This window comes from Achromobacter sp. 10T422, from assembly GCF_056394065.1.
Genome location: NZ_JBFTHD010000012.1, coordinates 50,675 through 76,153, shown reverse-complemented (window position 1 = coordinate 76,153; position 25,479 = coordinate 50,675). Strand labels below are relative to the sequence as shown.

At 64.2% G+C, this 25,479-nt stretch carries 22 protein-coding genes; 17 read left to right on the top strand and 5 right to left on the bottom strand.

All coding sequences use genetic code 11. The features are described 5' to 3' along the window. Positions 1-33: 33 nt before the first annotated feature. Positions 34-963 (bottom strand): helix-turn-helix domain-containing protein, encoded by a 930-nt coding sequence (locus AC1DB0_RS27310; protein WP_476758335.1) that lies wholly within the window; start codon positions 961-963, stop codon positions 34-36. 80 nt (positions 964-1,043) lie between these two features. On the opposite strand from AC1DB0_RS27310, the gene AC1DB0_RS27305 reads away from it, so the two are divergent. Continuing rightward, positions 1,044-1,496, top strand: a complete 453-nt coding sequence (locus AC1DB0_RS27305; protein WP_346551827.1) for a hypothetical protein — start codon at positions 1,044-1,046, stop codon at positions 1,494-1,496. A gap of 82 nt (positions 1,497-1,578) precedes the next feature. Here the strand turns inward: AC1DB0_RS27305 and AC1DB0_RS27300 are convergent, their stop codons facing one another. From AC1DB0_RS27300 to garD, 3 genes are all read right to left on the bottom strand, one after another. Continuing rightward, positions 1,579-2,583 (bottom strand): Bug family tripartite tricarboxylate transporter substrate binding protein, encoded by a 1,005-nt coding sequence (locus AC1DB0_RS27300; protein WP_054426848.1) that lies wholly within the window; start codon positions 2,581-2,583, stop codon positions 1,579-1,581. Between the two features lie 34 nt (positions 2,584-2,617). Further along, positions 2,618-3,685 carry an SMP-30/gluconolactonase/LRE family protein gene (locus AC1DB0_RS27295; protein ID WP_054426849.1) on the bottom strand — a complete coding sequence of 356 codons (1,068 nt, stop codon included), beginning with the start codon at positions 3,683-3,685 and terminating at the stop codon, positions 2,618-2,620. Positions 3,686-3,786: 101 nt separating this feature from the next. Beyond that, entirely contained in the window at positions 3,787-5,361 is a 1,575-nt protein-coding gene (gene garD, locus AC1DB0_RS27290) for a galactarate dehydratase (RefSeq protein ID WP_476758336.1), read from the bottom strand. 248 nt (positions 5,362-5,609) lie between these two features. On the opposite strand from garD, the gene kdgD (AC1DB0_RS27285) reads away from it, so the two are divergent. Then, a complete protein-coding gene (gene kdgD / locus AC1DB0_RS27285) occupies positions 5,610-6,524 on the top strand; it encodes a 5-dehydro-4-deoxyglucarate dehydratase (RefSeq protein ID WP_175168680.1) in 915 nt (304 codons plus the stop codon). Positions 6,525-6,586: 62 nt separating this feature from the next. Beyond that, entirely contained in the window at positions 6,587-8,170 is a 1,584-nt protein-coding gene (locus tag AC1DB0_RS27280) for an aldehyde dehydrogenase (NADP(+)) (protein WP_476758337.1), read from the top strand. Between the two features lie 742 nt (positions 8,171-8,912). Here the strand turns inward: AC1DB0_RS27280 and AC1DB0_RS27275 are convergent. Beyond that, the gene (locus AC1DB0_RS27275) at positions 8,913-9,911 is read right to left on the bottom strand and encodes a Bug family tripartite tricarboxylate transporter substrate binding protein (protein WP_476758338.1); all 999 of its coding nucleotides are present in this window, start codon (positions 9,909-9,911) and stop codon (positions 8,913-8,915) included. Between the two features lie 310 nt (positions 9,912-10,221). Here AC1DB0_RS27275 and kdgD (AC1DB0_RS27270) point away from each other — a divergent pair, with 310 nt between their 5' ends. From kdgD (AC1DB0_RS27270) to AC1DB0_RS27205, 14 genes are all read left to right on the top strand, one after another. Beyond that, entirely contained in the window at positions 10,222-11,136 is a 915-nt protein-coding gene (kdgD, locus tag AC1DB0_RS27270; RefSeq protein ID WP_175168677.1) for a 5-dehydro-4-deoxyglucarate dehydratase, read from the top strand. 354 nt (positions 11,137-11,490) lie between these two features. Continuing rightward, a complete protein-coding gene (locus AC1DB0_RS27265; RefSeq protein ID WP_054426854.1) occupies positions 11,491-12,219 on the top strand; it encodes a FadR/GntR family transcriptional regulator in 729 nt (242 codons plus the stop codon). 471 nt (positions 12,220-12,690) lie between these two features. Then, complete coding sequence (locus AC1DB0_RS27260; RefSeq protein WP_054426855.1) at positions 12,691-13,707, top strand: amino acid ABC transporter substrate-binding protein; 1,017 nt, start codon at positions 12,691-12,693, stop codon at positions 13,705-13,707. Positions 13,708-13,809: 102 nt separating this feature from the next. Next, on the top strand, positions 13,810-15,018 hold the full coding sequence (locus AC1DB0_RS27255) for an aminotransferase class I/II-fold pyridoxal phosphate-dependent enzyme (protein WP_476758339.1): 1,209 nt from the start codon (positions 13,810-13,812) through the stop codon (positions 15,016-15,018). Positions 15,019-15,048: 30 nt separating this feature from the next. Continuing rightward, positions 15,049-16,212, top strand: coding sequence for an amino acid ABC transporter permease (locus AC1DB0_RS27250; RefSeq protein WP_476758369.1), 1,164 nt, complete (start codon positions 15,049-15,051; stop codon positions 16,210-16,212). 1 nt (position 16,213) lies between these two features. Continuing rightward, positions 16,214-17,317, top strand: coding sequence for an amino acid ABC transporter permease (locus AC1DB0_RS27245; protein ID WP_054426857.1), 1,104 nt, complete (start codon positions 16,214-16,216; stop codon positions 17,315-17,317). A 42-nt stretch (positions 17,318-17,359) separates the two neighbouring features. Then, positions 17,360-18,100 carry an amino acid ABC transporter ATP-binding protein gene (locus AC1DB0_RS27240; RefSeq protein ID WP_054426858.1) on the top strand — a complete coding sequence of 247 codons (741 nt, stop codon included), beginning with the start codon at positions 17,360-17,362 and terminating at the stop codon, positions 18,098-18,100. A 285-nt stretch (positions 18,101-18,385) separates the two neighbouring features. Continuing rightward, a complete protein-coding gene (locus tag AC1DB0_RS27235) occupies positions 18,386-19,255 on the top strand; it encodes a VOC family protein (protein ID WP_476758340.1) in 870 nt (289 codons plus the stop codon). Position 19,256: 1 nt separating this feature from the next. After that, on the top strand, positions 19,257-20,366 hold the full coding sequence (locus AC1DB0_RS27230) for a M14 family metallopeptidase (protein ID WP_476758789.1): 1,110 nt from the start codon (positions 19,257-19,259) through the stop codon (positions 20,364-20,366). Between the two features lie 38 nt (positions 20,367-20,404). Then, the gene (locus tag AC1DB0_RS27225; protein WP_054426861.1) at positions 20,405-21,418 is read left to right on the top strand and encodes a quinone oxidoreductase family protein; all 1,014 of its coding nucleotides are present in this window, start codon (positions 20,405-20,407) and stop codon (positions 21,416-21,418) included. Further along, positions 21,415-21,897 (top strand): PaaI family thioesterase, encoded by a 483-nt coding sequence (locus tag AC1DB0_RS27220; RefSeq protein ID WP_245636449.1) that lies wholly within the window; start codon positions 21,415-21,417, stop codon positions 21,895-21,897. Before AC1DB0_RS27225 ends, AC1DB0_RS27220 begins: the two co-directional genes overlap by 4 nt. Positions 21,898-21,924: 27 nt before the next feature. Then, a complete protein-coding gene (locus AC1DB0_RS27215) occupies positions 21,925-23,571 on the top strand; it encodes an ABC transporter substrate-binding protein (protein WP_476758342.1) in 1,647 nt (548 codons plus the stop codon). 10 nt (positions 23,572-23,581) lie between these two features. Then, a complete protein-coding gene (locus tag AC1DB0_RS27210; RefSeq protein WP_175168672.1) occupies positions 23,582-24,553 on the top strand; it encodes an ABC transporter permease in 972 nt (323 codons plus the stop codon). A gap of 1 nt (position 24,554) precedes the next feature. Then, complete coding sequence (locus AC1DB0_RS27205) at positions 24,555-25,475, top strand: ABC transporter permease (RefSeq protein ID WP_441372433.1); 921 nt, start codon at positions 24,555-24,557, stop codon at positions 25,473-25,475. The last annotated feature ends 4 nt before the right edge of the window (positions 25,476-25,479 follow it).

The following is a 25,479-nucleotide window of genomic DNA, read 5'->3' as shown; positions in this document are numbered from 1 at the left end:
GCGACGGCCGACGCTACGGCCGCTTCATCACGCCTAGGTCACGTTGGCCCGGCGCCACGCCCCCGGCGACACGCCGACCAGGCTGGTGAACACGCGCGTCATGTGCGCCTGGTCAGCAAAACCGCACAGCAGCGCGGTGTCGGTAATTGAGCGGCCGGGCAAGAGCAACAGCTCCTTGGCCTTTTGCACGCGTTGCTCCAGCAGCCAGCGATGCGGCGTGGTGCCTACCGTTTGCCGGAACGCCTTGATGAAGTAACTGCGCGACAAGCCGCAGGCTTCGGCGATGTCGGCGATGGAGCTGTCGTCGCGCAACGTTGCCAGCAGCATGTCTTTCGCGCGCGCCTCCAGCTTGCGCGACAACACTCGGCTGCCCGAGTCCGACCAGCCGGTGGTGGCGCCGGCCCCGTAGTGCTCAAGCAAATGCGTGCCGATGGCCAGGCCCAGATGCTCGACAAACAAGGGGCTGCTTTGCGCGGGTTGCTCCAGCACGCCACCCAGCACCTGCGACAGATGCGCCAGCACCGGATCGCCCGTGCCCGCGCGCGGCACCAGGCTGCTGATGCGCGGGCCGCCCTTTTCGTCGTTCACGCGTTCGATGAACGCGCGCGATAGTTCGATCAGCACAAAATCAAACCCGCCTTGCAGGTCGGCGCGGTAGTCGTCGTGGAAATCGCGGATGTAGATCGAACCGGTATCGAAGTCGTGCGTCGATGCGTGGTTGCCTTGCAGGATGCGGCGGCGGTGCCCGCCTTGCATCGCCACACCCACCAGAAAGCCACGGTCCGATGCCGGCGTTTCAACGTTGCCGAATTGCGCGTTGTCGGTGCTCTTGCGATAGAAGGTCAGGCCGCCGCCCTCGAAGTGCTGGTTCAAAAGCAGCTTGCTGGCCGCGCAGCCCAGCCCGTCGGTAGACAGCGGCGGCGCAGGCGTGGGGTCGAGGGAAAGGCGTTGACGGGCAGGCATGAATTGGGGGTTTCAGAGTGCGACGAACGCGCTACGGGGCAGAAGATAGCAGGCTACGTTGTCAGACAACAAGCGCGGTCATGAAGTTTTTCAACGATGCACCAACGGTGTGCAAAAACATGGCGCATCCGCGTCAGGCAGCAAGCGTGTCAGCGCGCAATGGCTACCGCGGAATTGCCGGCCCTGGCGTCAACGGCCCCACAGGTTGCCCCGAACGCGACGGCATTGGCGGCAGCTTCGGCTGGGCCGGGCCGCCGCTCCACGGCGCAGGCGTGGTGCTGGTGCCGGGCTTCGCGCCGGGTGCGGTACCGGGAGCGGAATACCCCGACTCCGGACACGACATGCCCAAGCACGGCGTATTTCTTTTCGGGTCCACGGTCTTTGGGCACGACGTTCCCAAACATGCATCAGGCAAGGTGCGCGCCGATGGCGGCGCTTGCGGCACGCCAGGCACGCCGTCCCGCGCAAAAGCGGGCGCGGCGGCCAGCGCCATCCATGCGGCAAGAATCAGGGCTTTCATGGCAGCTCCGTGACAAGACGGCAGGGTTTCACGCCTGCGTCTTGCGAGTTTGCGCCCATCGCCATCGTGCTGCAAGGCGCGCGCCCTGCCCCCGATCAATCCAGACGGATGTCCGCGCTTTGCACCACCTTGGCCCAGCGCGCGCGTTCACTGTTGAAGAATTTCGTCAGCTCGGCCGGATTCCGCGTGACGATTTCCGCGCCCTGCTCGTTCAGTTGCGCTTTCACATCCGGCTGATTCACGATTTCCGCCATCAGCATCGCCAGTCGTTCGGCGACCGGGTCCGTCGTGGTCACCGGCGCCATCACGCCTTGCCACGTGCCAGACTCAAAGCCCTTCACGCCTTGCTCGGAAATGGTCGGGATGTCGGGCACAAGCTGCATGCGCTCGCCCTTCGAAATCGCAATCGGACGCAGCTTGCCGGCCTTGATGTGCGGCAAGGTCGCCAGCAAGCCATTCATGATGATCTGCGTTTGCCCGCCGATGGTGTCGGTAACCGCCTGCGAACCGCCCTTGTACGGCACGTATTCCCACTGCGCGCCGGTTGCCTGCTGCACGGCCACCGCCGCCAGGTGCGGTGCGCTGCCAATTGCCGTAACCGCAAAATTCAGCCGCTGCTTTTTCGACAGCGCCACCAATTCCTCAACCGTCTTGGCCGGCACATCGGGGTGCACGGCCAACACGTGCGGCGAATAGGCCAGCATGCTGACGGCGCGCAAATCCTTGGAGGGATCGAACGACAGCTTGGTATACACCGATGGGCTGATCGCCAGCGCGCCCACATCGCACAACAGCACGGTATGGCCTTCCGCTGCCGACTGCACCACGATGCCCGCACCCAGGTTGCCATTGGCGCCGGGCTTGTTCTCGACGACAACGGTCTGCTTCAGCGCATCAGACAAACGCGGCGCCAGAATGCGCGCGATGATGTCCGACGATCCGCCGGGCGGGTACGGCACGATGATGCGCACGGGGCGCGTCGGCCAATTGGCGGCGTTGCCGCCGGCGGACGACGCGGCCTGCTGCGCCCATGCCGGTACCAACGGCGACAGGCATAGCGCCGCGGCGCCGCCCAGGAACTGCCTCTTGCTTACGTTCATTGTCTCCACTCCGTCTGATGTGTTTTGTGATCAATCAAGCCGCCCCGCGCGTCTCCACGTACAGGGCGTATAGCGAATGGCTGCTGGCCATGAAAAGCCGGTTGCGTTTGGCGCCGCCAAAGCACAGGTTGGCGCAGCGTTCCGGCAGCCGGATGTGCCCAATGGGCTTGCCGGCGGGGTTGAACACCATCACGCCGTCCAGTTCATCGGGCCGGGCGTTCGGGGCGCCGTTGCTGCCCCAGCCGCACCACAGGTTGCCGTCTTCATCGCATTTGATGCCGTCGATGGCGCCGGGGCCTTGCGCGTCCACATGCACGCGCTTGCCGGACAGCGCGCCGTCAGCGCCCACGTCATAGGCCCAGATCACGCGGTTCGGCTGATGGCGTGATTCCACGACATACAAGATTTTTTCGTCAGGCGAAAAGCACAGCCCGTTGGGGCCAGCCAGGTCTTCCAGCACGCGCGTCACGCGGCCGTCCGACGGCGCGATGCGGTACACGCCATGCGGCAGTTCGGGCGTTGCCTTGTCGCCTTCCCAATGGCCGCCGATGCCAAACGGCGGGTCGGTGAACCAGATGGCGCCGTTGCGTTGGCAGATGATGTCGTTCGGCGAATTGAAGCGCTTGCCGTCGTAGCGGTCGGCCAGCACGGTGATGGAGCCGTCGTACTCGGTGCGCGTGACGCGCCGCGTCAGGTGTTCGCAGGCCAGCAGGCGGCCCTGGCGGTCGCGCGCCAAGCCGTTGCTGAAGTTGGCGGGATGGCGGAAGACGCTGACCGCGCCCGTGGTTTCGTCCCAGCGCAGGATGCGGTCATTGGGAATGTCTGACACCAGCAGATAGCGCCCGTCGCCCACCCAGACCGGGCCTTCCAGCCAGCGAAAGCCGCTTGCCAGTTGCTCGACGCTGCTGCTGTAGATGCGGTATTTGGAAAACTCCGGGTCCAGGATGCGGATGGACGGGTCCGGGTAGCGCTGTTGCGGCGTGAAATTGAATGATGGGCCGGGGCCAGCGGGTTGCGCTTGCGCCAGGGCAACGGGCCCAAGCGCCAGTGCTGCGCCCAGCAGCCGGCGGCGGCCGGGTTGGGCCAAGGGGGCATGCTCCATCGGTGTCTCCTCTTATCGGTGTAATGCGATGGCAATGCGGCGATGGCAATGCGGCGATGGCACTGCGGTCTTGCTAGGGGATGGGGCGCAGGCCCCCGGCGTCAGGTCACCGGCCCCGGGTTGAACAGCGCCAGCGCGTTATGCAGCTTGAGTTTTTCCGCACAGGTCTGCTGGCGGCCGCTGGCCACATCCAGCATCAGGCGGAACAGCTCCCAACCCACGTCTTCAATCGACGCCTGCCCGGTCGCGATGCGCCCAGCGTTCACGTCCATCAGGTCATGCCAGCGGCGCGCCAGGCTGTCGCGGGTGGCCACCTTGATCACCGGCACTTGCGCCAGGCCATACGGCGTGCCGCGTCCCGTGGTGAAGATGTGCAGGTTCATGCCCGCGGCCAGCTGCAAGGTGCCGCAGATGAAATCGCTGGCGGGCGTCGCCGCGAAGATCAGGCCCTTTTGCGTCAGGCGGTTGCCGGGCGACAGCACGCCGTGAATGGGCGACGAGCCCGACTTCACGATGGACCCCATCGCCTTTTCAACAATGTTCGACAGCCCGCCCTTCTTGTTGCCCGGGCTGGTGTTGGCGCTGCGGTCGGCCATGCCGCGTTGCAGGTATTCGTCATACCAGGCCATCTCGCACACCAGCGCGGCCGCCACTTCCGGCGTGGCCGCGCGCGCGGTCAGTTGGTCGATGCCGTCACGCACTTCGGTGTTCTCGGAGAACATCACGGTGCCGCCCGCGCGCACCAGCAGGTCGGTCGCAAAGCCCACCGCGGGGTTGGCGGTCACGCCTGAGAACGCGTCGCTGCCGCCGCACTGCACGCCCACGGTCAGGTCCGACACGGGGCAGGTTTCGCGGCGGCGCGCATTCAGTTTTTCAAGATGGCGTTCAGCCGTGCGCATGATCAGGTCAATCATGGATTGGAAGCCGACGTTCTCTTCGTCTTGCAGGACGATGGTGTCCACGCCGTTGCCCTCGGCGCCCATGCCCTCGCCCGCACGGATCGGGATGGCGCCCGGCGCCAACAGGCGTTCGGGTTGCAGCTTTTCGCAGCCCAGGCTCACCACCATCGACGTGCCGCCAAAGTTGGGATTGAGCGCGATGTTGTGCAGGGTACGAATCGGAATCGCCGCGCCCGGCGCGTCAATAGCGACACCACAGCCATAGGTGTGTTCGATGCCCACCACGTCATCCACGTTCGGATAGCGCGGCAGCATTTCCTGGCGGATGCGCGCCACCGCGTGTTCGACCACGCCTTGCACGCATTGCACGGTGGTGCTGATGGCCAGAATGTTGCGCGTGCCGACGGTGCCGTCGGCATTGCGGTACCCCTCGAACGTGTAGCCTTCCAGCGGCGGCAGCGGCGTGATGCGCGTGCCCACCGGCAAGTCTTCCAACGTGCGTGCGGCGGGCATGGTGGTGACGCGTTCGTTGATCCAGCTGCCGCGCGGCAGCGCCTTCGCCGCGAACCCGACCACCACGTTGTAGCGGACAACGGCGTCGCCCTCGGCCAGATCGGCCAGCGCCACCTTGTGCCCTTGCGGCACGGTGTCTACCAGTTGCAAGCCATCGGGCAGCACGGTGCCGGCAGGCAGCCCCCCTTCGTTGGCCACGATTGCCACGTTGTCCTGCGGATGAATCTTGATAAGCACGGGCGCTTGGTCTGCCGCAACCTGCATGAAAAGTCCTTTTGCCTGAAGGATGCGCGAAGGTCCGGCATCCGATACGTTATCGTACAACCAGAAGAATATCCTTGAACCAGTCCAAAAATAAATTTCGGGTTTCCCCTTGTAAACAAGTGCCGTCATAGGGAAGCAGCCCTTGAAACCGCCAAAATCATGTTGTACGATGACTTACCTTTTCAACACCGCATCCCGTTCACGGCCCAGGTAAGTGGCCCGCGACGGCTACTTCGGATGAACGCACTATGACTACCCCGCAGGAACTCAAGGAAATTGTCTCGGAAGGTTTGCTCTCCTTCCCCGTGACGGACTTCGACCAGAACGGCGACTTCAACGCCAAGACCTATGCGGCCCGCCTGGAATGGCTGGCCCCCTACGGCGCCACCGCGCTGTTCGCCGCTGGCGGCACGGGTGAGTTCTTCTCCTTGGCCCCGCAGGAATATTCAGATGTCATCCGCACCGCCGTGCAAACCTGCGCGGGCAAGGTGCCAATCCTGGCGGGCGCCGGTGGCCCCACCCGCACCGCTATCGCCTACGCACAAGAAGCCGAGCGCCAAGGCGCCAAGGGCATTCTGCTGCTGCCGCACTACCTGACCGAAGCGTCGCAAGACGGCATCGCCGCGCACGTGGAACAGGTCTGCAAATCGGTCAAGATCGGCGTCATCGTCTACAACCGTGCGCAGTCGCGCTTGTCGGCTGACAGCCTGGCTCGCCTGGCCGAACGCTGCCCCAACCTGGTCGGCTTCAAGGACGGCGTTGGCGACATCGAAGCCATGGTCCGCATTCGCCGCAAGATGGGCGATCGCTTTTCTTACCTGGGTGGCCTGCCCACCGCTGAAGTCTATGCCGCCGCTTACCGCGCGCTGGGCGTGCCGGTCTATTCGTCGGCCGTCTTCAACTTCGTGCCCAAAACCGCCATGGACTTCTACCGCGCCATTGCCGCGGGCGACTCCGACACCACCAACCGTTTGCTGGACGATTTCTTCCTGCCGTACCTGGAGATCCGCAATCGCAAGGCCGGATACGCCGTCAGCATCGTGAAGGCGGGCGCCAAGCTCGTCGGCCATGACGCCGGCCCCGTCCGCGCCCCGCTGACGGACCTGACCGGCGAAGAAATGGAAATGCTTAACGCCCTGATCAAGAAGCTCGGCCCCCAATAAGCCGCGCGACTGAACTGCAAGCCAGCCCCCGATTCGGGGGCGTTTTTTTCGGAGAATTCATCATGACTTTGACCGGCCAAATGCTGATCGGCTCGACCGCCGTTCTGGGCGCCGGCGCTGCCCAGCACGCCATCAACCCCGCCACCGGCGAATGCCTGGAGCCGGGCTTTCCCGCCGGTTCGGCCGACGACGTTGCACGCGCCGCCGAACTGGCACGCGCCGCCTTCGACCCTTATCGCGCCGCCCCGCTGGAAACCCGCGCGCAGTTCCTGGAGAGCATCGCTGAAGGCATCCTGGCGCTGGGCGATGCCCTGATCGAACGCACTCACCTGGAAACCGGTCTGCCGGTGGCGCGCCTGCAAGGCGAACGCGGCCGCACCGTTGGCCAGCTGCGTCTGTTCGCCCGCGTGGTGCGCGATGGCTACTTCCTGGACGCCACCATCGACCCGGCCCAACCCGAGCGCACGCCGCTGCCGCGCGCCGATCTGCGCCTGGCCAATGTGCCGCTGGGTCCGGTTGCCGTGTTCGGCGCCAGCAACTTCCCGCTGGCCTTCTCGGTGGCCGGCGGTGACACCGCCTCGGCGCTGGCCTCGGGCTGCCCCGTCATCGTCAAAGCGCATAACGCGCACCCCGGCGCCTCTGAAATGGTCGGCCGCGTCATTCAGGCCGCCGTCGCCAAACACGGCCTGCCCGAAGGCACGTTCTCGCTGCTGTTCGGCGCGGGCAGCGATATCGGCACGGCGCTGGTCACGCACCCGGCCATCACGGCCGTCGGCTTCACGGGTTCGCGCCGTGGCGGGTTGGCGCTGGTTGCGGCCGCCAACGCCCGCCCGGTGCCGATTCCCGTCTATGCCGAAATGTCCAGCATCAACCCGGTGTTCCTGATGCCGGCCGCGCTGGAAGCCCGCGCCGAGGCCATCGCCCGCGGTTTCGTGGATTCGCTGGCCATGGGCGTGGGCCAGTTCTGCACCAACCCCGGTCTGGTCATTGGCGTGGAAGGCCCCGCGCTGGAACGCTTCCGCCAAGCCGCTGCCCAAGCCGTCGAAGCCAAGGGCGCCGCCACCATGCTGACCCCGGGCATCTTCTCGGCCTACCAAGAAGGCGCAGACGCCTTGGCCAAGCACGCCAGCGTGGCCACGCTGGGCCGTGGCGAAGCGTCCAAGCCCGCAGCCAACGCCGCAGGCGCCGTTGTCTTCGGCACGCAAGCCGACCGCTTCCTGGCTTCCCATGAACTGGAAGCCGAAGTATTCGGCCCGGCCTCGCTGGTGGTGGCATGCCAGGACGTCGCTCAGATGACGGCCGTGGCCGAGCACCTGGAAGGCCAGCTCACGGCGACGCTGTTCGTCGACGACGCGGATGTGGCGGACGCGCAAGCGCTGCTGCCCGTGCTGGAACGCAAGGCCGGCCGCATCCTGGCCAACGGCTACCCGACGGGCGTGGAAGTCAGCCACGCCATGGTGCACGGCGGCCCCTTCCCGGCGACGTCGAACGCGGCGTCGACCTCGGTCGGCGCCACGGCCATCCGCCGTTTCCTGCGCCCGGTCTGCTACCAGGATCTGCCCGATGCGCTGCTGCCGGAAGGCGTCAAGCGCGCCAATCCGCTGTCGCTGATGCGCATGGTGGATGGAGTCATGACGAAGGCCTAAGGCCGTCGATGTGATGCTGCCAACGTGATGCCGGCGATGTAAAACCTGCGACAACTCACGTTAAAAACGCCGCGTGGTCGTGCCTTTATTTAATTTAAGGCTCACTGCGCGGCGTTTTGCTTTTTTCTATTTTCTATCGCAACTACGGGCTTCCACTCCTGGATTAATTCGCGTCTAATTTGTAAAACTATTTTCCGGTTTCTATTTTCTTGGCAGAATGACCCACGGATTTCAGTTTTTCAAAAGGCCCGAGGCACGTGAATACCGAAAATCCTAGCGTTTTTCGCCGCATGCGCGCCTGTTGGCGCCCGTTGTTATTAGGGATTGCCATTATTTTGACGGCGACGATTGCGGCGTGGCTATATCTGCATGGTTCCGAACGKGCCGAAAGAGCCGCGCTTGCCATTGGGGGAACGCTGATCGGGATGCTTTTGCTGGGCGCTCTAGTATGTAAGCGCTAGTGCTGACCGAAGCGTTGGATACATACTGGGAAAAGCCACATCGGGAAAATGCACACCATCCATATTTGTATGGGGAATAATTTTTCCGCCACGCTCGGCGCAAGTTATTTGACGCCGCTGGAAAATATCGAAATACGGACGCGAACTATTTTCATCCGCAGCCGACCCAATTATTTTCAGCGCCGGTGCGGTACAAAACTCAATTCCAATATGCACTGAATGTTGATGATAAATAAGGGCGGCATGCCGCCGCCCTGAACCCTGCAAACCGGCAATGCCGTTTACTGCGCCCGCAAATTCCCATCCGCAATAATCTTTGCCCACTTGGCTTGCTCACCCGTCTGGAACGCAGTGAACTCCGCCGGCGTATTCGGCGTGTAAGCCAGGCCCAGGCCCTTCATCTTCGCGTTGACGTCCGGCTTGGCGATGATGGCGGCAATGGCCTGGCTCAAGCGGTCGACCACGGCGGGCGGCGTGTTGGCCGGCGCATAGATGGCTTGCCAGCTGCTGACGTCGAACCCGGCAATGCCCGCTTCCTGCATGGTCGGCACATCGGGCATGACGTCCGTGCGCTTGGCCGACGTGACCGCCAGCGCGCGCACCTTGCCGCTTTGCACATGGGGCAATGCGACCAAGGCGGTTTCAAACGAGCTGGGAATCTGCCCGCCGATCAAATCCTGGATGGCAGGCGCGCTACCCCGGTACGGCACATGGGTCAGATGCGCGCCCGTCAATTGCTTGAACACTTCACCCGACAGATGTTGCGACGTGCCCTGCCCGGCCGAACCAAAGGCGACCGTATCGGGATTCGCCTTGGCCGCCGCCACCACGTCCTGCACCGACTTGAACGGCTGGTTGGCGCCCACCAGCAGCACATTGGAAATGCTGCCCAACAGAATGACCGGCGCAAAGTCCTTTGCGGCGTTGTAGTTGATGCCTGGCAACAGCGACGGGTTGATCGCATGGGTGGCGATCGTGCCCAGCAGCAGCGTGTAGCCGTCGGGCTTGGCGCGCGCGACCGCATCCGCACCCAGCACGCCGCCCGCCCCGCCCTTGTTTTCCACCAGCACGGTCTGGCTCAGGCTGGCGCCCAATTCCTGCGCAATCATGCGGCCCAGCACATCAGACGTGCCACCTGCCGCGAACGGCACCACCAGCGTGATCGGTTTGGCTTTGGGCCAGTCGTCGGCGGCGTGGGCGGCGGTGGCGCCCAGGGTCGCCAAGGCGGTCAGCGCCAGAACGGTGAAGGTGCGGCGGGATACGGGGAATGCCTGCTTCAAGCTTGTCTCCTGAATGAGTAAGAGTGATTCTTACGTTGTCGTCTTATCTTGTACGTTGTCGTACGACTTTTCAGGGAAAGAGAATACGTCTCCGGGCATCGTCTTTCAATCTAGGGTAATTCCGAATTTCTAAGGATTTACCCGCTATTGTTGTATGACAACCATGCGGATCGCATCGACCCCATTGCTGCACCAACTTGTATGTTGTACGATGACATACATCTACTGATCAACGACAGGGCCGACACCTTACCGGCCTTCTTTTTCTGCTTTTTTTCCCTTCTTTTTCCCCTTTTTTTGGATGACAGGCATGACGACTCCTCAGGAACTCAAGGAAATTGTCTCGGAAGGTTTGCTCTCCTTCCCCGTGACGGACTTCGACCAGAATGGCGACTTCAACGCCAAGACCTATGCGGCCCGCCTGGAATGGCTGGCTCCCTACGGCGCCACCGCGCTGTTCGCCGCTGGCGGCACGGGTGAGTTCTTCTCCTTGGCCCCGCAGGAATATTCGGATGTCATCCGCACCGCCGTGCAAACCTGCGCAGGCAAGGTGCCGATCCTGGCTGGCGCCGGTGGCCCCACCCGCACCGCCATTGCCTATGCGCAAGAAGCCGAGCGCCAAGGCGCCAAGGGCATTCTGCTGCTGCCGCATTACCTGACCGAAGCCTCGCAAGACGGCATCGCCGCGCACGTGGAACAGGTCTGCAAGTCGGTCAAGATCGGCGTCATCGTCTACAACCGTGCGCAGTCGCGCCTGTCGGCTGACAGCCTGGCCCGCCTGGCCGAGCGTTGCCCGAACCTGGTCGGTTTCAAGGACGGCATTGGCGATATCGAATCCATGGTCAGTATCCGCCGCAAGATGGGCGACCGTTTCTCGTACCTGGGCGGCCTGCCCACTGCTGAAGTCTACGCAGCCGCGTACCGCGCGCTCGGCGTGCCGGTGTATTCGTCGGCCGTCTTCAACTTCGTGCCCAAGACCGCCATGGACTTCTACCGCGCCATTGCCGCGGGCGATTCCGACACCACCAACCGTTTGCTGGACGATTTCTTCCTGCCGTATCTGGAAATCCGCAACCGCAAAGCCGGCTACGCCGTCAGCATCGTGAAGGCGGGCGCCAAGCTCGTCGGCCATGACGCCGGCCCCGTCCGCGCCCCGCTGACGGACCTGACTGGCGAAGAGATGGAAATGCTGAACGCGCTGATCAAGAAGCTCGGCGCGCAATAAGCAGCATCGACCAGCGGCGCTGAAAAGCGGCGCTGAAAAGCGGCGCGAGAAGCGGTGCCAGAAGCGGCGAGAGTAGCCGCACCAATACGCCTCGCCCCGCAATGAAGCAAGCCCTCCCCTCATCGGGAGGGCTTTTTCATATGCGCGCCCCAACCCATCACAAAATCAAACAATAGTTGGCGAACAGGCCGCTGTATGTTGTCATACGGGTATCAAAATTTCTGCCTGATTCCCTGCCAGACTAGCCGCCGTCAACGGGCCGGACACCCGGACACGGCACGCGAAAAGCGTACACTTGCTCGGCTGCGGGCTACGGGCCTGCACCCCCCGCCATACCCACCTATAAGAGAGACGATGCAAACTCCCGCCCGGCCCCGCCCGCGTTCGCGCCTGACCGACGTGGTGATCGAGGAACTGAACAAGCGGCTGGACGCGCGCCTGTACCGCGCCGGCGACAAGCTGCCTTCCGAACACGCACTCTGCGATGAGTTCGACGTCAGCCGCACCGTTATTCGCGAAGCTGTCGCATCGATGCGCCTGAGCGGCCGCCTGGTCAGCAAGCCCGGCATCGGCGTATTCGTCACGGAAGACCGCGAAAAGCCCATCGACTTTGTCATCGAACCCGCCGCCGACCCGCGCTGGGCCTTGCACATCATGGAGTTGCGCGCAGGCCTTGAAGTGGAAGCCTGTGGGCTGGCGGCAGAGCGCCGCACCGCCACCGACCTGAGCGAGATCGTCGAAGCCTTTGACGCCTTCAACCGCGCAACCCGCGACATGGAAGCCGCCGTCAAGGCCGACTACGAATTCCACCTGTCGATCGCCAAGGCGTCGAACAACCCGCACTTTCCCGCGCTGCTGAAGGCCGCGGTGCGCGACGTGATGCTGGACCTGAACATCAAGCACGGCGGCAAGACGCCTGAAGAACTGGAAACCTACGAAACGCGCAACGTGCGCGAGCACGAAGCCATCCTGACCGCCATCATGCGACGCGACCCCGGCGCCGCACGCGCCGCCATGGCGCGTCACCTGGGTGACAGCATCGCGCGGTATCGCAAGCTGTTGTCGCAAGCGCCGGCGCAATAAGACCGCGCTGGAAAGACCCCAGCGCGAACAGGCATTCGCCACGGCCAGCCGGCAGGTCCAACCCCCTGCCGGCAAAGCAAATTACGGGATTCCCCTTACTTGCTAGCTTGTATGACAGCTGCCATCATACGTCTCATGACTTAGCGGTGCGATGTGATGCCAGATTCTGGCAGCCGCGCCCCGCTATCCGTATGACCCACGTTGTACAAGTGCCGCTGATGAGCCCGATTCTTTCCCTCCGCACGACGTTCCACCGCTACGCCACGCGTATTCATCGGCACATCACCTGACCGGGTTCCCGGTCATCCGCGGCGCTCTCCGCGCCCCCTTCCCTACCCCTGCATTCCCGTGTCACCGCCCGCTCAGGCCAACGCCCGAGCCGCGACGGCGCGTGCGCGCCGGGTTCCGCTTTCCCCTTCGTTCCTTTCCCGCTTATCCAAGCGCTTTCCGACCTCCCCAGGAGCATTCTCCATGCGTAAGTTTTTGACCACCGCCGTTGCGGCGACTTTGCTGTGCGTCGCCTCTGGCGCGCAAGCCGGCGTGACGTTCGACGCCGTCAAGAAAAAAGGCTTCTTGCAGTGCGGCTTTGCCGGCATTCCCGGCTTCTCGGTGTTGGACAGCAAGGGCGAATGGACCGGGCTGGACGTGGACATGTGCCGCGCCGTCGCAGCCGCCATGTTTGGCGACGCGTCCAAGGTCAAGGGCAACGTGCTGACCGCGCAAGCCAAGTTCACCGCGCTGCAATCGGGTGAAATCGACATGCTGTCGCGCAACACCACGCAGACGCTGACCCGCGACACCACGCTGGGCTTGATCGGCGTGGGCGTGAACTTCTATGACGCGCAAGGCCTGATCGTCAAGAAGTCGATGAACGTGAAGAGCGTGAAGGAACTGGACGGCGCCACCATCTGCGTGCAGCCGGGCACCACCACCGAACTGAACCTGGCCGACTACTTCCGCAGCCGCGGCCTGACGTTCAAGCCGGTGCTGGTTGAAAACTACGACGAGAACTTCCGCCTGCTGGAATCGGGCCGTTGCGACGCCTACACCAACGACAAGTCCAACACCGCCGCCAACATGCGCACGCGCCTGGCCAAGCCGGAAGACTGGGAAATCCTGACAGAAAACCTGTCCAAGGAACCCTTGGGCCCGATGGTCCGCCAAGGCGACGAGCAGTGGTTCAACGTGGTGCGCTGGTCGCTGAACGCCATGCTGGAAGCCGAGGAATACGGCATCACGTCGAAGAACGTGGATGAAATGCTGAAGAGCACCAACCCCAACGTGCAGCGCATTCTGGGCGTGACGCCGGGCATGGGCAAGAACCTGGGTCTGGACGACAAGTGGGCCTACAACATCATCAAGCAGGTTGGTAACTACGGCGAAAGCTATGACCGCGCCATGGGCAAGGACAGCCCGCTGAAGCTGGAACGCGGCCTGAACAAGCAATGGACCCAAGGCGGCCTGATGTACGGCTGGCCTGTCCGCTAAGTGTTAATGCGCGGCTTCGTCTTTCAGGCGAAGCCGCTTTTCTCTTTACCCGCATTTCCGGCCGCAACGCGCGGCCTGTCTTTGCCTCTTTACGTTGTAACCATGAACAGCATCGTCAACGCCCGCCTGAAACAGATCAAACCTTCGCCCAGCATGGCCGCCAAGATCGTCGTCGACGAACTGCGCCGCCAGGGCCGCGAAATCGCCGACTTCACGCTTGGTGAACCAGACATGGCCACGCCCGCCCACATTGCGCGCGCCGGCCAGGAAGCCATCGCCAGCGGCGACATCCGCTACACCAGCCCGAACGGCACGGTGGGCTTGCGCCGCGCCATCGCCAACAGCCTGGAGCTGGGCCTGGGCGTGTCTTACGGCATGGACCAGATCACCGTGGGCGCGGGCGCCAAGCAGATCATCGGCGCGGCGCTGACCGCCAGCCTGGAACCGGGCGACGAAGTCATCGTCTGCGCGCCGTACTGGGTGTCTTACCCCGACATGGTGCTGTTGAACGACGCCAAGCCTGTTGTGGTGACCGGCCCCGAGTCGCAAGGCTTCAAGCTGAACGCCGCCACGCTGGAAGCCGCGATCACGCCGCGCACTCGCTGGCTGATTCTGAATTCCCCCAGCAACCCCAGCGGCGCCGTCTACAGCGCCGCCGAGCTGCGCGCGCTGACCGATGTGCTGCTGCGCCATCCGCAAGTCTGGATTCTTAGCGACGAAATCTACGCGCCCTTCTGCTACAGCGGACAGGCGCATGCCTCGCCCGTGCAAGTGGAACCGCAGTTGATTCCGCGCACGCTGATCGTCAATGGCATGTCGAAGTCGTACGCCATGACCGGCTGGCGCGTGGGCTACGGCGCGGGTCCGGCGGACTTGATCAAGGCGATGAGCACGGTCATGTCGCAAAGCACGTCTTGCCCCAGCGCGATTTCGCAAGTGGCCGCGCAGGCCGCCCTGGAAGGCGACCAGTCCAGCGTGACGAAGATGGTCGACATCTTCAAGGCGCGCCGCGACCTGATCGTGCGCCGCTTGAACGCCATTCCCGGTATCTCGTGCGCGATGCCCGACGGCGCGTTCTACGTGTACGCCAACGTGCAAGGCCTGATCGGACGCACCGGCCCGGCAGGCGAGCTGAAGACCGACCTGGACGTCAGCCTGTTCTTCCTGCGTGAAGCCGGCGTGGCGGTGATCGACGGCGGTTCTTATGGCTTGTCGCCCTATTTGCGCTTTTCGTTCGCGACGTCCACCGAAGTCATCGAACAAGGCATGGACCGCCTGGAAGCGGCCGTCAAAGTCTTGATGGCGGACTAAGCCGTGGCCAAGCACACCGCGCAATCCCCGGTGGCAAGGCTGCCGCACCGGGTGTCCTGGAATGACCCGGCCACGCGTGCGCTGGTCTACCAGGTGCTGGCCCTGACCCTCGTCGGGGCGGGCGTCTGGTTCCTGGTGCACAACACGCTGCACAACCTGTCGATGCGCAACATCGCCACGGGCTTCGGCTTTCTGAACCGCGAAGCGGGCTTCGCCATTGGTGAGTCCGTCATCGCCTATGGCCCGGCCGACACCTATGGCCGCGCCATCTTCGTGGGCGTGCTGAACACGTTGCGCGTGGGCCTGCTTGCGCTGGTCGCCGCCACCATTCTGGGCGTCTTCATTGGCGTCGGACGGCTGTCGAAGAATTGGCTCGTGAAGAAGATCACCTCGGTGTATGTCGAAGTGATGCGCAACGTGCCGCTCTTGCTGCAACTGTTCTTCTGGTATGCGCTGATCACCGAAAACATGCCGGGGCCGCGCCAGGCGCACAACCCGCTGCCGGGCGTGTTCATTTCCAACCGGGGCCTGAAAGTGCCTGGGCTGGAAGGCGCATCGCTGGACTGGGTGCTGGGCGGACTGGCGCTGGCCATTGTCGCCATCCTGATCCTGGGCCATTGGGGTGCGAAGCGCCAGGAAGCCACGGGCCGTGTGTTCCCGCTGGGCCGCGCAGCCATTGGCTTGCTGCTGGCGTTGCCCGTGCTGGGCTGGCTGGCCAGCGGCGCATCGCTGACGCTGGACATGCCGGCGCTCAAGGGCTTCAACTTCGTTGGCGGCCTGACGCTGACGCCAGAGTTCGTCGCCCTGTTCCTGGGCTTGACCGTCTACACCTCGGCGTTCATCGCCGAAGTGGTGCGATCCGGCATCCAGGCGGTGAACAACGGCCAATGGGAAGCCGCCGGCTCGCTGGGCCTGCCGCGCGCCAAGGTGTTGCGTCTGGTCGTGCTGCCGCAAGCCTTGCGCGTGATCATCCCGCCGATGACCAGCCAATACCTGAACCTGTTGAAGAACAGTTCGCTGGCCGTCGCCATTGGCTATCCGGACATCGTCTCGGTGGTGAACACCACGCTGAACCAGACCGGCCAGGCCATCGAGGGCATCCTCATCATCATGGGCGCGTACCTGACGGTCAGCCTGTCGATCTCGATCTTCATGAATTGGTACAACAAGCGCATCGCGCTGGTGGAGCGTTGATATGAGCAGCACTACGCACTCCTTCGCCGACCCCCTGCCCCCGCCCAGCACCCAGGTCGGCGCCTGGGCCTGGATACGGTCCCGTCTGTTTTCATCCCCGCTGAACATCCTGATCACGGTGCTGCTGGCGTGGTTCCTGCTGATGTCGTTGCCGGCGCTGGTGGAATGGGCCTTCCTGAAGGCCAACTTCACCGCCACCAACGCCATGGAATGCCGGGCCTCCGTTGGCGGCGCCTGCTGGGCGTTCATCGTTGAAAAGCATCGGCTGATTCTGTTCGGCACTTATCCGTTTGATGAACAGTGGCGTCCGCTGATCGCCACGCTGATCCTCGTCGCCGTCATCGCATGCAGCGGCATGCGGCGCTTCTGGAATGGCAAGCTGGCGCTCATCTGGACGGGCGGCCTGACGGCTGTTGCGCTCTTGATGTGGGGCGGCGTGTTCGGCCTGACGTATGTCGAGAACTCGCGCTGGGGCGGCCTGCCGTTGACGCTGATTCTGGCCACGTTCGGCATCGCCTTTGCGTTCCCGATCGGCGTGATGCTGGCGCTGGGCCGGCGTTCGAAGATGCCGGCCATCAAAGCGCTGTGCGTCGTGTACATCGAGCTGATTCGTGGCGTGCCGCTGATCAGCCTGCTGTTCATGTCGTCGGTGATGCTGCCGCTGTTCTTGCCCGAAGGTTTCACCATCGACAAGCTGCTGCGCGCGCAGATCGCCATCATCCTGTTCGCCGCGGCCTATATCGCGGAAACGGTGCGCGGCGGCTTGCAGGCCATTCCGAAAGGCCAGTACGAAGGCGCCGATTCGCTCGGGCTGAACTACTGGCAGCAAATGCGCAAGATCATCCTGCCGCAAGCGCTGAAGATCGTGATTCCGCCGCTGGTGGGTATTTTCATCAGCCTGTTCAAGGACACGTCGCTGGTGGTGATCATCGGTATTTTCGACCTGACGCTGGCAGCCAAGGCGGCCTTGTCCGACGCGGCATGGCGGGGTTTCGGGGTGGAGGCCTATCTCTTCATCTCGCTGATCTACTTCGTCTTTTGCTATTCCATGTCCAAATACAGCCAAGCGCTTGAAAAGCGTCTGGCCACCGGGCACGCGCGCTGATTGCGCGGCGATCCCCCCCGGTAAACCTTACGGAGACCAAGCATGTCGGATTCCATTATTCGATTGCAGGGCGTGAACAAGTGGTACGGCCAGTTCCACGTGTTGCGCAACATCAACCTGGACGTGGCGCCCGGCGAGCGCATCGTGGTGTGCGGCCCATCGGGCTCGGGCAAGTCCACGATGATTCGCTGCATCAACCGTCTTGAAGAGCACCAGCAAGGCCAGATCATCGTTGACGGCACCGAGCTGACGAACGATCTCAAACACATTGAGACCATCCGCCGCGAAGTGGGCATGGTGTTCCAGCACTTCAACCTGTTCCCGCACCTGACCGTGCTGGAAAACCTGACGCTGGGCCCCATGTGGGTGCTGAAGCAGCCGCGCGCCCAGGCCGAAGCCACGGCAATGAAGTACCTGGAACGCGTGCGCATTCCCGATCAGGCCAAGAAATTCCCCGGCCAGTTGTCGGGCGGCCAGCAACAGCGCGTGGCCATTGCGCGGTCGTTGTGCATGAACCCGAAGGTCATGTTGTTTGATGAACCCACATCTGCGCTAGACCCGGAAATGGTCAAGGAAGTGCTGGACGTGATGGTGACGCTGGCTCAGGAAAGCGGCATGACGATGATCTGCGTGACCCACGAAATGGGCTTTGCGCGCAAGGTCGCCAACCGTGTGATCTTCATGGACCGCGGCGAGATCATCGAACAGAACAACCCGGACGCGTTCTTTGATAACCCGCAGAACGAACGGACGAAGCTGTTCCTGAGCCAGATCCTGCATTGATGTTGATGGCGTAAACCATAAACGGCTATCCATGCCGCCCCCATCATGTCGCCCCCTTCATGCCGCCCGCGTTGGGCGGCATTTTTTATGGGCGCACGCAATAGAACCCAAACCATGAACGGCACCTGGCATCCCCCTTAAACCGGCATGAGTCATTACGTTATTCCGCCAGCGCCGCCGTGATCCGCCATCACAAAACAGATATCGACATGCGGATTCAATCGTTCAAGCGCGCCGCCGCTTCCTCCAGACTGCACCTTTCACTAAGCGCAATCTGGAGTTCCGATGTCCCTACCCTCAGTCACCGGCCTTGACCACTACATCATCCGGGTCAACGACCTGCAGGCCGCGACCGACCGCTATGTGAAGCTGGGCTTCAGTCTGGCGCCGCAAGGCCGGCACCATCGCGGCACGCGCAACCAGACCATCATCCTGGATGCGAACTACCTGGAACTGCTGTTTTTCCCAGAAGAACTGAAGGCCGATTCGCGCTTTGGCGGCTATGACGACGCCTACGAAGGCCCCGTCTCCACGGCCCTGCAAACCACCGACAGCACCGCCGTGCACGCGGAACTGGCGCAGCTGGGCATCGACGCAGAACCGCCTTTGCGCGGCGGCCGCCCGGTGCATTTGCCCGACGGCAGCGAAGACGCCGCCTGGAACAACACGAACTTTCCCAATGGCCTCTTGGGCGTGCCCGACTTCTTCACCTGCGGCCACCTGACGCGCCACCTGGTCTACCGCCCGGAATGGCAAGACCACGCCAACGGCGCGCGCCGCATCGAAGCGCTAGTCGCCGTGCACCCCGACCCCGCATCGCTGCGCGCCGGCTACGCGCGCGTGTTCGGTCCCATCGCCATCAGCGACCTGCCTGATGGCGGCCTGCAAGTTCGCAGGGGCAGCCTGCGCATCAACTTCCTGCGCCCCGCCGCCTTCGAACAACGCTACCCGCGCGTCCGCGTGCCAGCCGGCTTGCCAGCGGCGTCCCAGGGCGGCTGGTTTGCCGGTTCTGTGATTGGCGTGCGTGACCTGGCCAAGACCCGCGCGCTGTTTGACGCCAACCAGGTGAACTACCGCGCCAATGAACAGGGTGAACTGGTCGTGGCGCCGCAAGACGCTGCGGGCGCGTTGCAAGTCTTCGTGCAAGAGGCATGAGATGAGCCAGACCCTGCCCGATTATTGGGACTGTTTTTCCACTGATTACGCGGCGGCGCGCGCCGCGTTCGTGGCCGCCGCTACCGAGCGCGGCGCAGCCTTGTCGCGCCATGAACACCCGTCGTTGAAGGACCCGCAAGGTCAACCGTTGAGCGTGGACGTCGCCGTGCTGGGGCGGCCTGACGCGCCGCGCACCCACCTTGCCATCAGCGGCACGCACGGGTTGGAAGGCGCAGCGGGCTCCGCGGTACAGATCGGCTGGCTGCGCGCCGATGGTGGCAACGCCCTGCCGGACGACGTGAACGTGGTCTTCGTACACGCGCTGAATCCGTATGGCTATGCCTACGACACGCGCACCACCGAAAACAACGTCGACCTGAACCGCAACTTCATCGACCACACCCGCGCCAAGCCCGCCAACCCCCACTACGCCACGCTGCACCCGCACCTGATCCCGGCCGAGTGGACGGAAGCCAGCCTGGAAGCCGGCGCCCGCGCCGTCGAACAATTCCGCGACACGCATGGCGCTGACACCTTGTTCAACGTCACTGCCAGCGGCCAATACACCCATCCCGATGGCCTGGTGTACGGCGGCGACGGCCCCGAGTGGTCGAACCGCACGCTGCGCCGCATCGTGGACCAGCATCTGGCCGCCAGCGAACGCGTGGCCTTCATCGACTGGCACACCGGCATCGGCGAATACGGCGAACCGTTCTTCCTGTGCTTTAACGACGAAGGCAGCGCCGAACAAGCGCAAGCCGCCGCATGGTGGGGCGCAGACCGCGTGCGTGACCAGCGTCCGCATGGCCTGGCCCGCCCCGATTACCAGGGGCTGGTGTTCCGTGGCGTGCAGCAAGCCTTGGGCGACCGCGCACTCGCAGGCGCCGTCGTGGAGTTCGGCACGCGCGGCCTGCAAATGCGGCCCGCGCTCAGGCTCGACCAATGGCTGCGTTTCAAGGCCCCGCTGTCGCCTGACGCCGCGCGCGACGCCCAACTGCGCGCCGATCTTGTCGACGCCTTTGTTCCGGTCTCGAGCGTCTGGCGCCGTAGCGCCCTGGCGCGTGGCCTGGCCATCACCCGGCAGGCAATCGCCGGCGTCGCCGCCTGGTAACGCCCCCTTCCCACATCCCCAACTATCTATTGGCAGTCATGAAAGCAATCGTTTTGCGTGAACACGGCGGCAGCGACAAGCTCCGCTTCGAACCCGAATTCCCCAACCCCGTCGCCGGCCCGGACGACGTTGTCATCCGCGTGCGCGCGTCGTCGTTGAACTATCACGACGTGTTCACTCGCCGTGGCATGCCCGGCATCAACCTGCCCTTTCCCGTGATCATCGGCCTGGACGTGGCCGGTGAAATCCTGGAAACCGGCGCCAACGTCAGCGACTGGAAAGTGGGCGACCGCGTGCTGGTCGACCCGATTGACCGGGTGAACGGCGGGCTGGTCGGTGAAACCATCCACGGCGGCCTGGCCGAGCGCTGCCGCGTGCCGGCGCATCAACTGCTGCGCCTGCCCGATGCAGTCAGCTTCGAACAGGCCGCCGCGCTGCCCGTGGCCTACGGCACGGCGTTGCGCATGATGAACCGCATCGGCCAGATCCAGGCCGGTGAAAAAGTGCTGATCCTGGGCGCAAGCGGCGGCGTGGGCGTGTGCGCGGTGCAGCTGGCCAAGCTGGCTGGCGCGGAAGTCATCGCCTGCGCCGGCACCGCTGAAAAGGGCGAAGCGCTGCGTGCGCTGGGCGCCGACCACATCATCCTGTACACGCAGGAAGACTTCCTGAAAGCCGTGCAGGAACGCTTCGGCAAACCCGCGCGCCGCCGCGGCGGCAAGTCGGGCGGCGTGGACGTGGTGGTGAACTTCACGGGTGGCGACACCTGGGTGAAGTCGCTGCGCTGCCTGCGTCTGGGCGGCCGTCTGCTGACCTGCGGCGCCACCGCGGGCTTCGACCCCAAGGAAGACCTGCGCTACATCTGGACCTTCGAATTGCAGATTCGCGGCTCCAACGGCTGGGACCGCGACGACCTCTACGAGCTGCTGGAACTGGTGCGCGACGGCCGCCTGCATGTGCCGATTGACCGCAGCTGGCCGCTGGAACAAGGCGCAGAGGCGCTGGCCTCGCTGGAAGATCGCAAGATCGTCGGCAAAGTGCTGGTGACGTCATGAGCGCAGTGCAAAACCCAATCCAAAGCCCCGCACAAAGCCCAACCCAAAGCCCCGCGCAAAATTCGACGCTTAGCGCTGAAGCCATCCAGGCCAAGTTCGACGGTTCCCCCTTCATCGCCTGGCTGGGCTTGAGCGTCACCGCCGTCGATCACGACCGTGGCGAACTCACCGTGCTGGCCCCCATGCGCGCCGAGTTCGAACGCGGCGCGGCCAGCGGCCAATGGCATGGCGGCCCGCTGGCCGCCGTGATCGATACCGTGGGCGATTTTGCCGTGGGCATGCTGCTGGGCCGAGGGCTGCCGACCATCAACTTCCGCGTCGACTATCTGCGCCCTGCCGTGAACACCAGCCTGACGGCCGTGGCGCGCGTGCGGCGCAACGGCCGCAGCGTCGGCGTGGCCGACGTAGACCTCTACAACGACCAGGGTGCGCTGGTGGCCATCGGCCGCGCCACCTACGCCACGCTCAGCCAAGGCTGAGCCCGCCCCGACCCCTAAGGATTCATCATGACCCAGAACCCGCGCCCCGGACGGCGCGCCTTCCTCACCCGTTCCGCCGCAGGCGGCCTGGCCGCCACTGGCTTCGGGCTTGCGCCCCGCGCGCTGATCGCCGCCACGGACACACCCGGCTCAGACCCCGGCCCGGCCCGCAAGGGCGGCACGCTGGTCGCCAGCTGGGGCGGCCTGGAGCCGCAAGCGCTGTTTGTGCCGGGCGGCGGCGGCTCCAGCCCGTTCCAGACGTCCACCAAAATCCTTGAACGCCTGCTGCGCCTGGACGCCGACCTGAAGTTCCAGCCCGCGCTGGCGCTAAGCCTGACGCCCGCCGCCGACTTCCGCAGCTACACCATCAAGCTGCGCGAAGGCGTCACCTGGCATGACGGCGCACCGTTCACGTCCGCCGACGTCGTCTACAACGCGCTGCAACACTGGAAGCCCATCTCGGCCGGCATTGCGCTGAAGTCGTTGACGGACGCCACCGCCACCGACTCGCACACCGTCGTGCTGACCTTCAACGCACCGGTGCCGGAATTCTTCTTGAAGTCCACGCTGGCCGGCCAGTTCCAATTGCTGTTGCCCAAGCATCTGTACGACGGCAAAGACATCATTACCAACCCGTTGAACAACACGCCGGTCGGCACCGGCCCGTGGAAGTACGGCAAGTGGGTGCGCGGCAGCCACGTGGAATACCTGCGCAACGACGCGTACTGGAATGCCGGCATGCCCTACCTGGACAAGCTCGTCATCCGCTGGTGGGGCGACCCGGCTTCGCGCGGAGCCGCGCTGGAAACGGGGGAATTGGGCTTGGCGTATTCCAGTCCGGTGCCAGCGCGCGACATCGACCGTCTGGTGAAAACCGGCAAGGTCGTCGTGGATACGCGCGGCTATCAGAACACCGCCTGGACCGTCACCGTTGAATTCAATCAGCGCCGCGAGATCGTCAAGCGCCGCGAGGTGCGACAGGCCATCCTGCACGCCATCGACCGCCAATTCATCGTCGACACCATCTATTACGGCCGTGGCAAGCCGGCGATTGCGCCCATCTTCAGCAGCAACCCGTTGTTCTTCACCGAAGACGTGCCGCGCTACCCGTTCGACCCCAAGAAAGCGGCCGCGCTGCTGGACGCAGCCGGCCTGCCCGTCAAAGACGGCAAGCGTTTCACCGTCAACCTGCTGGCCGCCGCCTGGTTCGAAGAGAACGCCAAGCTGGGCCAGTACCTGAAGCAGGCGCTGGAAGACGTGGGCATTGCGGTGAAGCTGGATTCCGTTGACCGCGCCACCGCGCTCAAGCGCATCTATGGCGATTACGACTACGACATCGCCGTGTCCAATTTCACGTCGCCATTGGAACTGGTGCCGACCGTGACGCAATTTTTCACGACCGACGGCATCGTAAAAGGCGCGGCGTTCCGCAACGCCACGGGCTATTCCAGCCCCGAGATGGACGGCATCGTCGCCAAGCTCGCGGTGGAAACGGCGCCCGAGGCCCGCCGCGCGCTGGCCGCGGAATTCGCGAAGCTGGCGTCCACCGACGTGCCCCTGGTGCCGCTGGTGGAGATCCAGGCGTTCACATTGGCCGGCAAGAAGGTGCGCAACTTCACGACCAGCGCCAACGTGCAGGGCGAGACCCTGGCCGACGTCTGGCTGCAACCTTAAGCGACCCGCCATGCCGATCCGACTGATCACCCGCCGCTTGCTTCAGGCCATTCCGCTGCTCTTGGGCGTGGTGGTGCTGAACTTTGCCCTGATCCAATCCGTGCCAGGCACCTTCCTGGAYGTCATGACGGCCGAACAGCAGGTTACCGACCCCGCGCTGATCGAACGCCTGCGCGTGACCTACGGCCTGGACCAGACCCCCACCGTGCAGCTGCTGAAGTACATCGGATCGGTCGCGCGTCTGGATTTCGGCTATTCGTACCGGCATAACCTGCCTGTGCTGGACGTGATTCTGGCGCACCTGCCCGCCACGCTGGTGCTGATGCTGGCCAGCATCGCCATCGCCGTGCTGGTGGGCATGGCGGCGGGCATCGTGTCAGCCGTGAAGGTCAACACATGGTGGGATAGTGCGGTGTCGGCCTTTGCCGTGCTGTGCTTTGCCGCGCCAAGCTTCTGGCTGGGCATCATGCTGATCATTCTGTTTTCCGTGAAGCTGGGCTGGTTTCCGGTGGGCGGCATGGTCACCATCGGCTTGGACGGCGGGCTATGGCGCCAGGCGCTGGACGTGCTGCACCATCTGGCGCTGCCCGCCCTTGCGCTGGGCCTGTTCTATTCAGCGGCGTATGCGCGCGTGATGCGGGCGTCGATGCTGGAAGTCAGCCGCATGGACTACGTGCGCACGGCATACGCCAAGGGCCTGACGCGCGCCACCGTCGTGCTGCGCCACATCCTGCGCAATGCGGTGCTGCCCATCGTGACCTTGCTGGGCCTGCAACTGGGCGCGGTACTGGGCGGCAGCATTGTTGTTGAAGCGGTGTTCAGCTGGCCTGGCATTGGCGGCGTGCTGTTTGACAGCGTCATGACCCGCAACTACCCCGTCGTGCTGGGCATTCTGGTGCTGAGTTCTTTCGTCGTGATCGTCGCCAACATCGTGGTCGATCTGCTCTACACGCGGTTGGACCCGCGCATCAAGGCTGCCTGACATGTCTGCATCGTCTTCTGTTTCGCCTGCGGCTTCTATTACTGGCAACACCACAGCCGCTTCCCCCGCCGCATCCGCCCCCCATCGCCCGGCCTCATTCCTGTCCCGCTACGCCCGCAACCGTGGCGCGGTGGCGGGCGCCATCGTCCTGCTGCTGGTGGTGCTGCTGGCCGCCAGCGCCGGCTGGCTGTATCCCACCAACCCCTTGCGCATCGTTGGCGCGCCCGAAATCTGGCCGTTCGAGTCCTGGCGTTACCCGCTAGGCACCGACTCCATGGGCCGCGACATTGCCGCGCTGATCGCGCACGGCGCGCGCGCCACCTTGCTGATCGGCTTGGTGGCCGCCGCCACCGCCACGCTGATCGGCGTGAGCGTGGGCGCCGCGGCCGCGTGGTCGGGCGGGTGGATCGACGAAGCGCTGATGCGCGTCACCGAACTGTTCCAGATCATTCCCAACGTGGTCTTCGTGCTGACCATCGTGTCGGTGCTGGGACCGCACATTGAAACCATCACGCTGGCCGTCGGGCTGGTGTCGTGGCCGCCCATCGCGCGGCTGACGCGGGCGGAATTCCTGTCATTCAAGGAACGCGAATTCGTGCAGGCGTGCCGCGCCGTCGGCATGAGCCCGCTGCGCATCGTCGCCGCCGAAATCCTGCCCAACGCGCTGCCGCCGGTCATCGTGATGTCGTCGCTGGTGGTGGCCGGCGCCATCTTGTACGAATCGGTGGTGTCGTTTCTGGGGCTGGGCGACCCCAACATCGCCAGCTGGGGCCGGCTGGTGGGCGAAGGCCGCAGCCTGATCCGCTCGTCCTGGTACATCTGCGCCGTTCCCGGCGTGGCCATCATGCTTGCCGTGCTGTCGCTGAACCTGGTTGGCGACGGCCTGAACGACGCGCTCAACCCCAAGCTGCAAAAGCGTTGAACCG

Coding starts and splice junctions, on each gene's coding strand:
- AC1DB0_RS27310 (WP_476758335.1), bottom strand. CDS start 963: ATGCCTGCCCGTCAACGCCTTTCCCTCGACCCCACGCCTGCGCCGCCG.
- AC1DB0_RS27305 (WP_346551827.1), top strand. CDS start 1,044: ATGAAGTTTTTCAACGATGCACCAACGGTGTGCAAAAACATGGCGCAT.
- AC1DB0_RS27300 (WP_054426848.1), bottom strand. CDS start 2,583: ATGAACGTAAGCAAGAGGCAGTTCCTGGGCGGCGCCGCGGCGCTATGC.
- AC1DB0_RS27295 (WP_054426849.1), bottom strand. CDS start 3,685: ATGGAGCATGCCCCCTTGGCCCAACCCGGCCGCCGCCGGCTGCTGGGC.
- garD (WP_476758336.1), bottom strand. CDS start 5,361: ATGCAGGTTGCGGCAGACCAAGCGCCCGTGCTTATCAAGATTCATCCG.
- kdgD (WP_175168680.1), top strand. CDS start 5,610: ATGACTACCCCGCAGGAACTCAAGGAAATTGTCTCGGAAGGTTTGCTC.
- AC1DB0_RS27280 (WP_476758337.1), top strand. CDS start 6,587: ATGACTTTGACCGGCCAAATGCTGATCGGCTCGACCGCCGTTCTGGGC.
- kdgD (WP_175168677.1), top strand. CDS start 10,222: ATGACGACTCCTCAGGAACTCAAGGAAATTGTCTCGGAAGGTTTGCTC.
- AC1DB0_RS27265 (WP_054426854.1), top strand. CDS start 11,491: ATGCAAACTCCCGCCCGGCCCCGCCCGCGTTCGCGCCTGACCGACGTG.
- AC1DB0_RS27260 (WP_054426855.1), top strand. CDS start 12,691: ATGCGTAAGTTTTTGACCACCGCCGTTGCGGCGACTTTGCTGTGCGTC.
- AC1DB0_RS27255 (WP_476758339.1), top strand. CDS start 13,810: ATGAACAGCATCGTCAACGCCCGCCTGAAACAGATCAAACCTTCGCCC.
- AC1DB0_RS27245 (WP_054426857.1), top strand. CDS start 16,214: ATGAGCAGCACTACGCACTCCTTCGCCGACCCCCTGCCCCCGCCCAGC.
- AC1DB0_RS27240 (WP_054426858.1), top strand. CDS start 17,360: ATGTCGGATTCCATTATTCGATTGCAGGGCGTGAACAAGTGGTACGGC.
- AC1DB0_RS27235 (WP_476758340.1), top strand. CDS start 18,386: ATGTCCCTACCCTCAGTCACCGGCCTTGACCACTACATCATCCGGGTC.
- AC1DB0_RS27230 (WP_476758789.1), top strand. CDS start 19,257: ATGAGCCAGACCCTGCCCGATTATTGGGACTGTTTTTCCACTGATTAC.
- AC1DB0_RS27225 (WP_054426861.1), top strand. CDS start 20,405: ATGAAAGCAATCGTTTTGCGTGAACACGGCGGCAGCGACAAGCTCCGC.
- AC1DB0_RS27220 (WP_245636449.1), top strand. CDS start 21,415: ATGAGCGCAGTGCAAAACCCAATCCAAAGCCCCGCACAAAGCCCAACC.
- AC1DB0_RS27215 (WP_476758342.1), top strand. CDS start 21,925: ATGACCCAGAACCCGCGCCCCGGACGGCGCGCCTTCCTCACCCGTTCC.
- AC1DB0_RS27205 (WP_441372433.1), top strand. CDS start 24,555: ATGTCTGCATCGTCTTCTGTTTCGCCTGCGGCTTCTATTACTGGCAAC.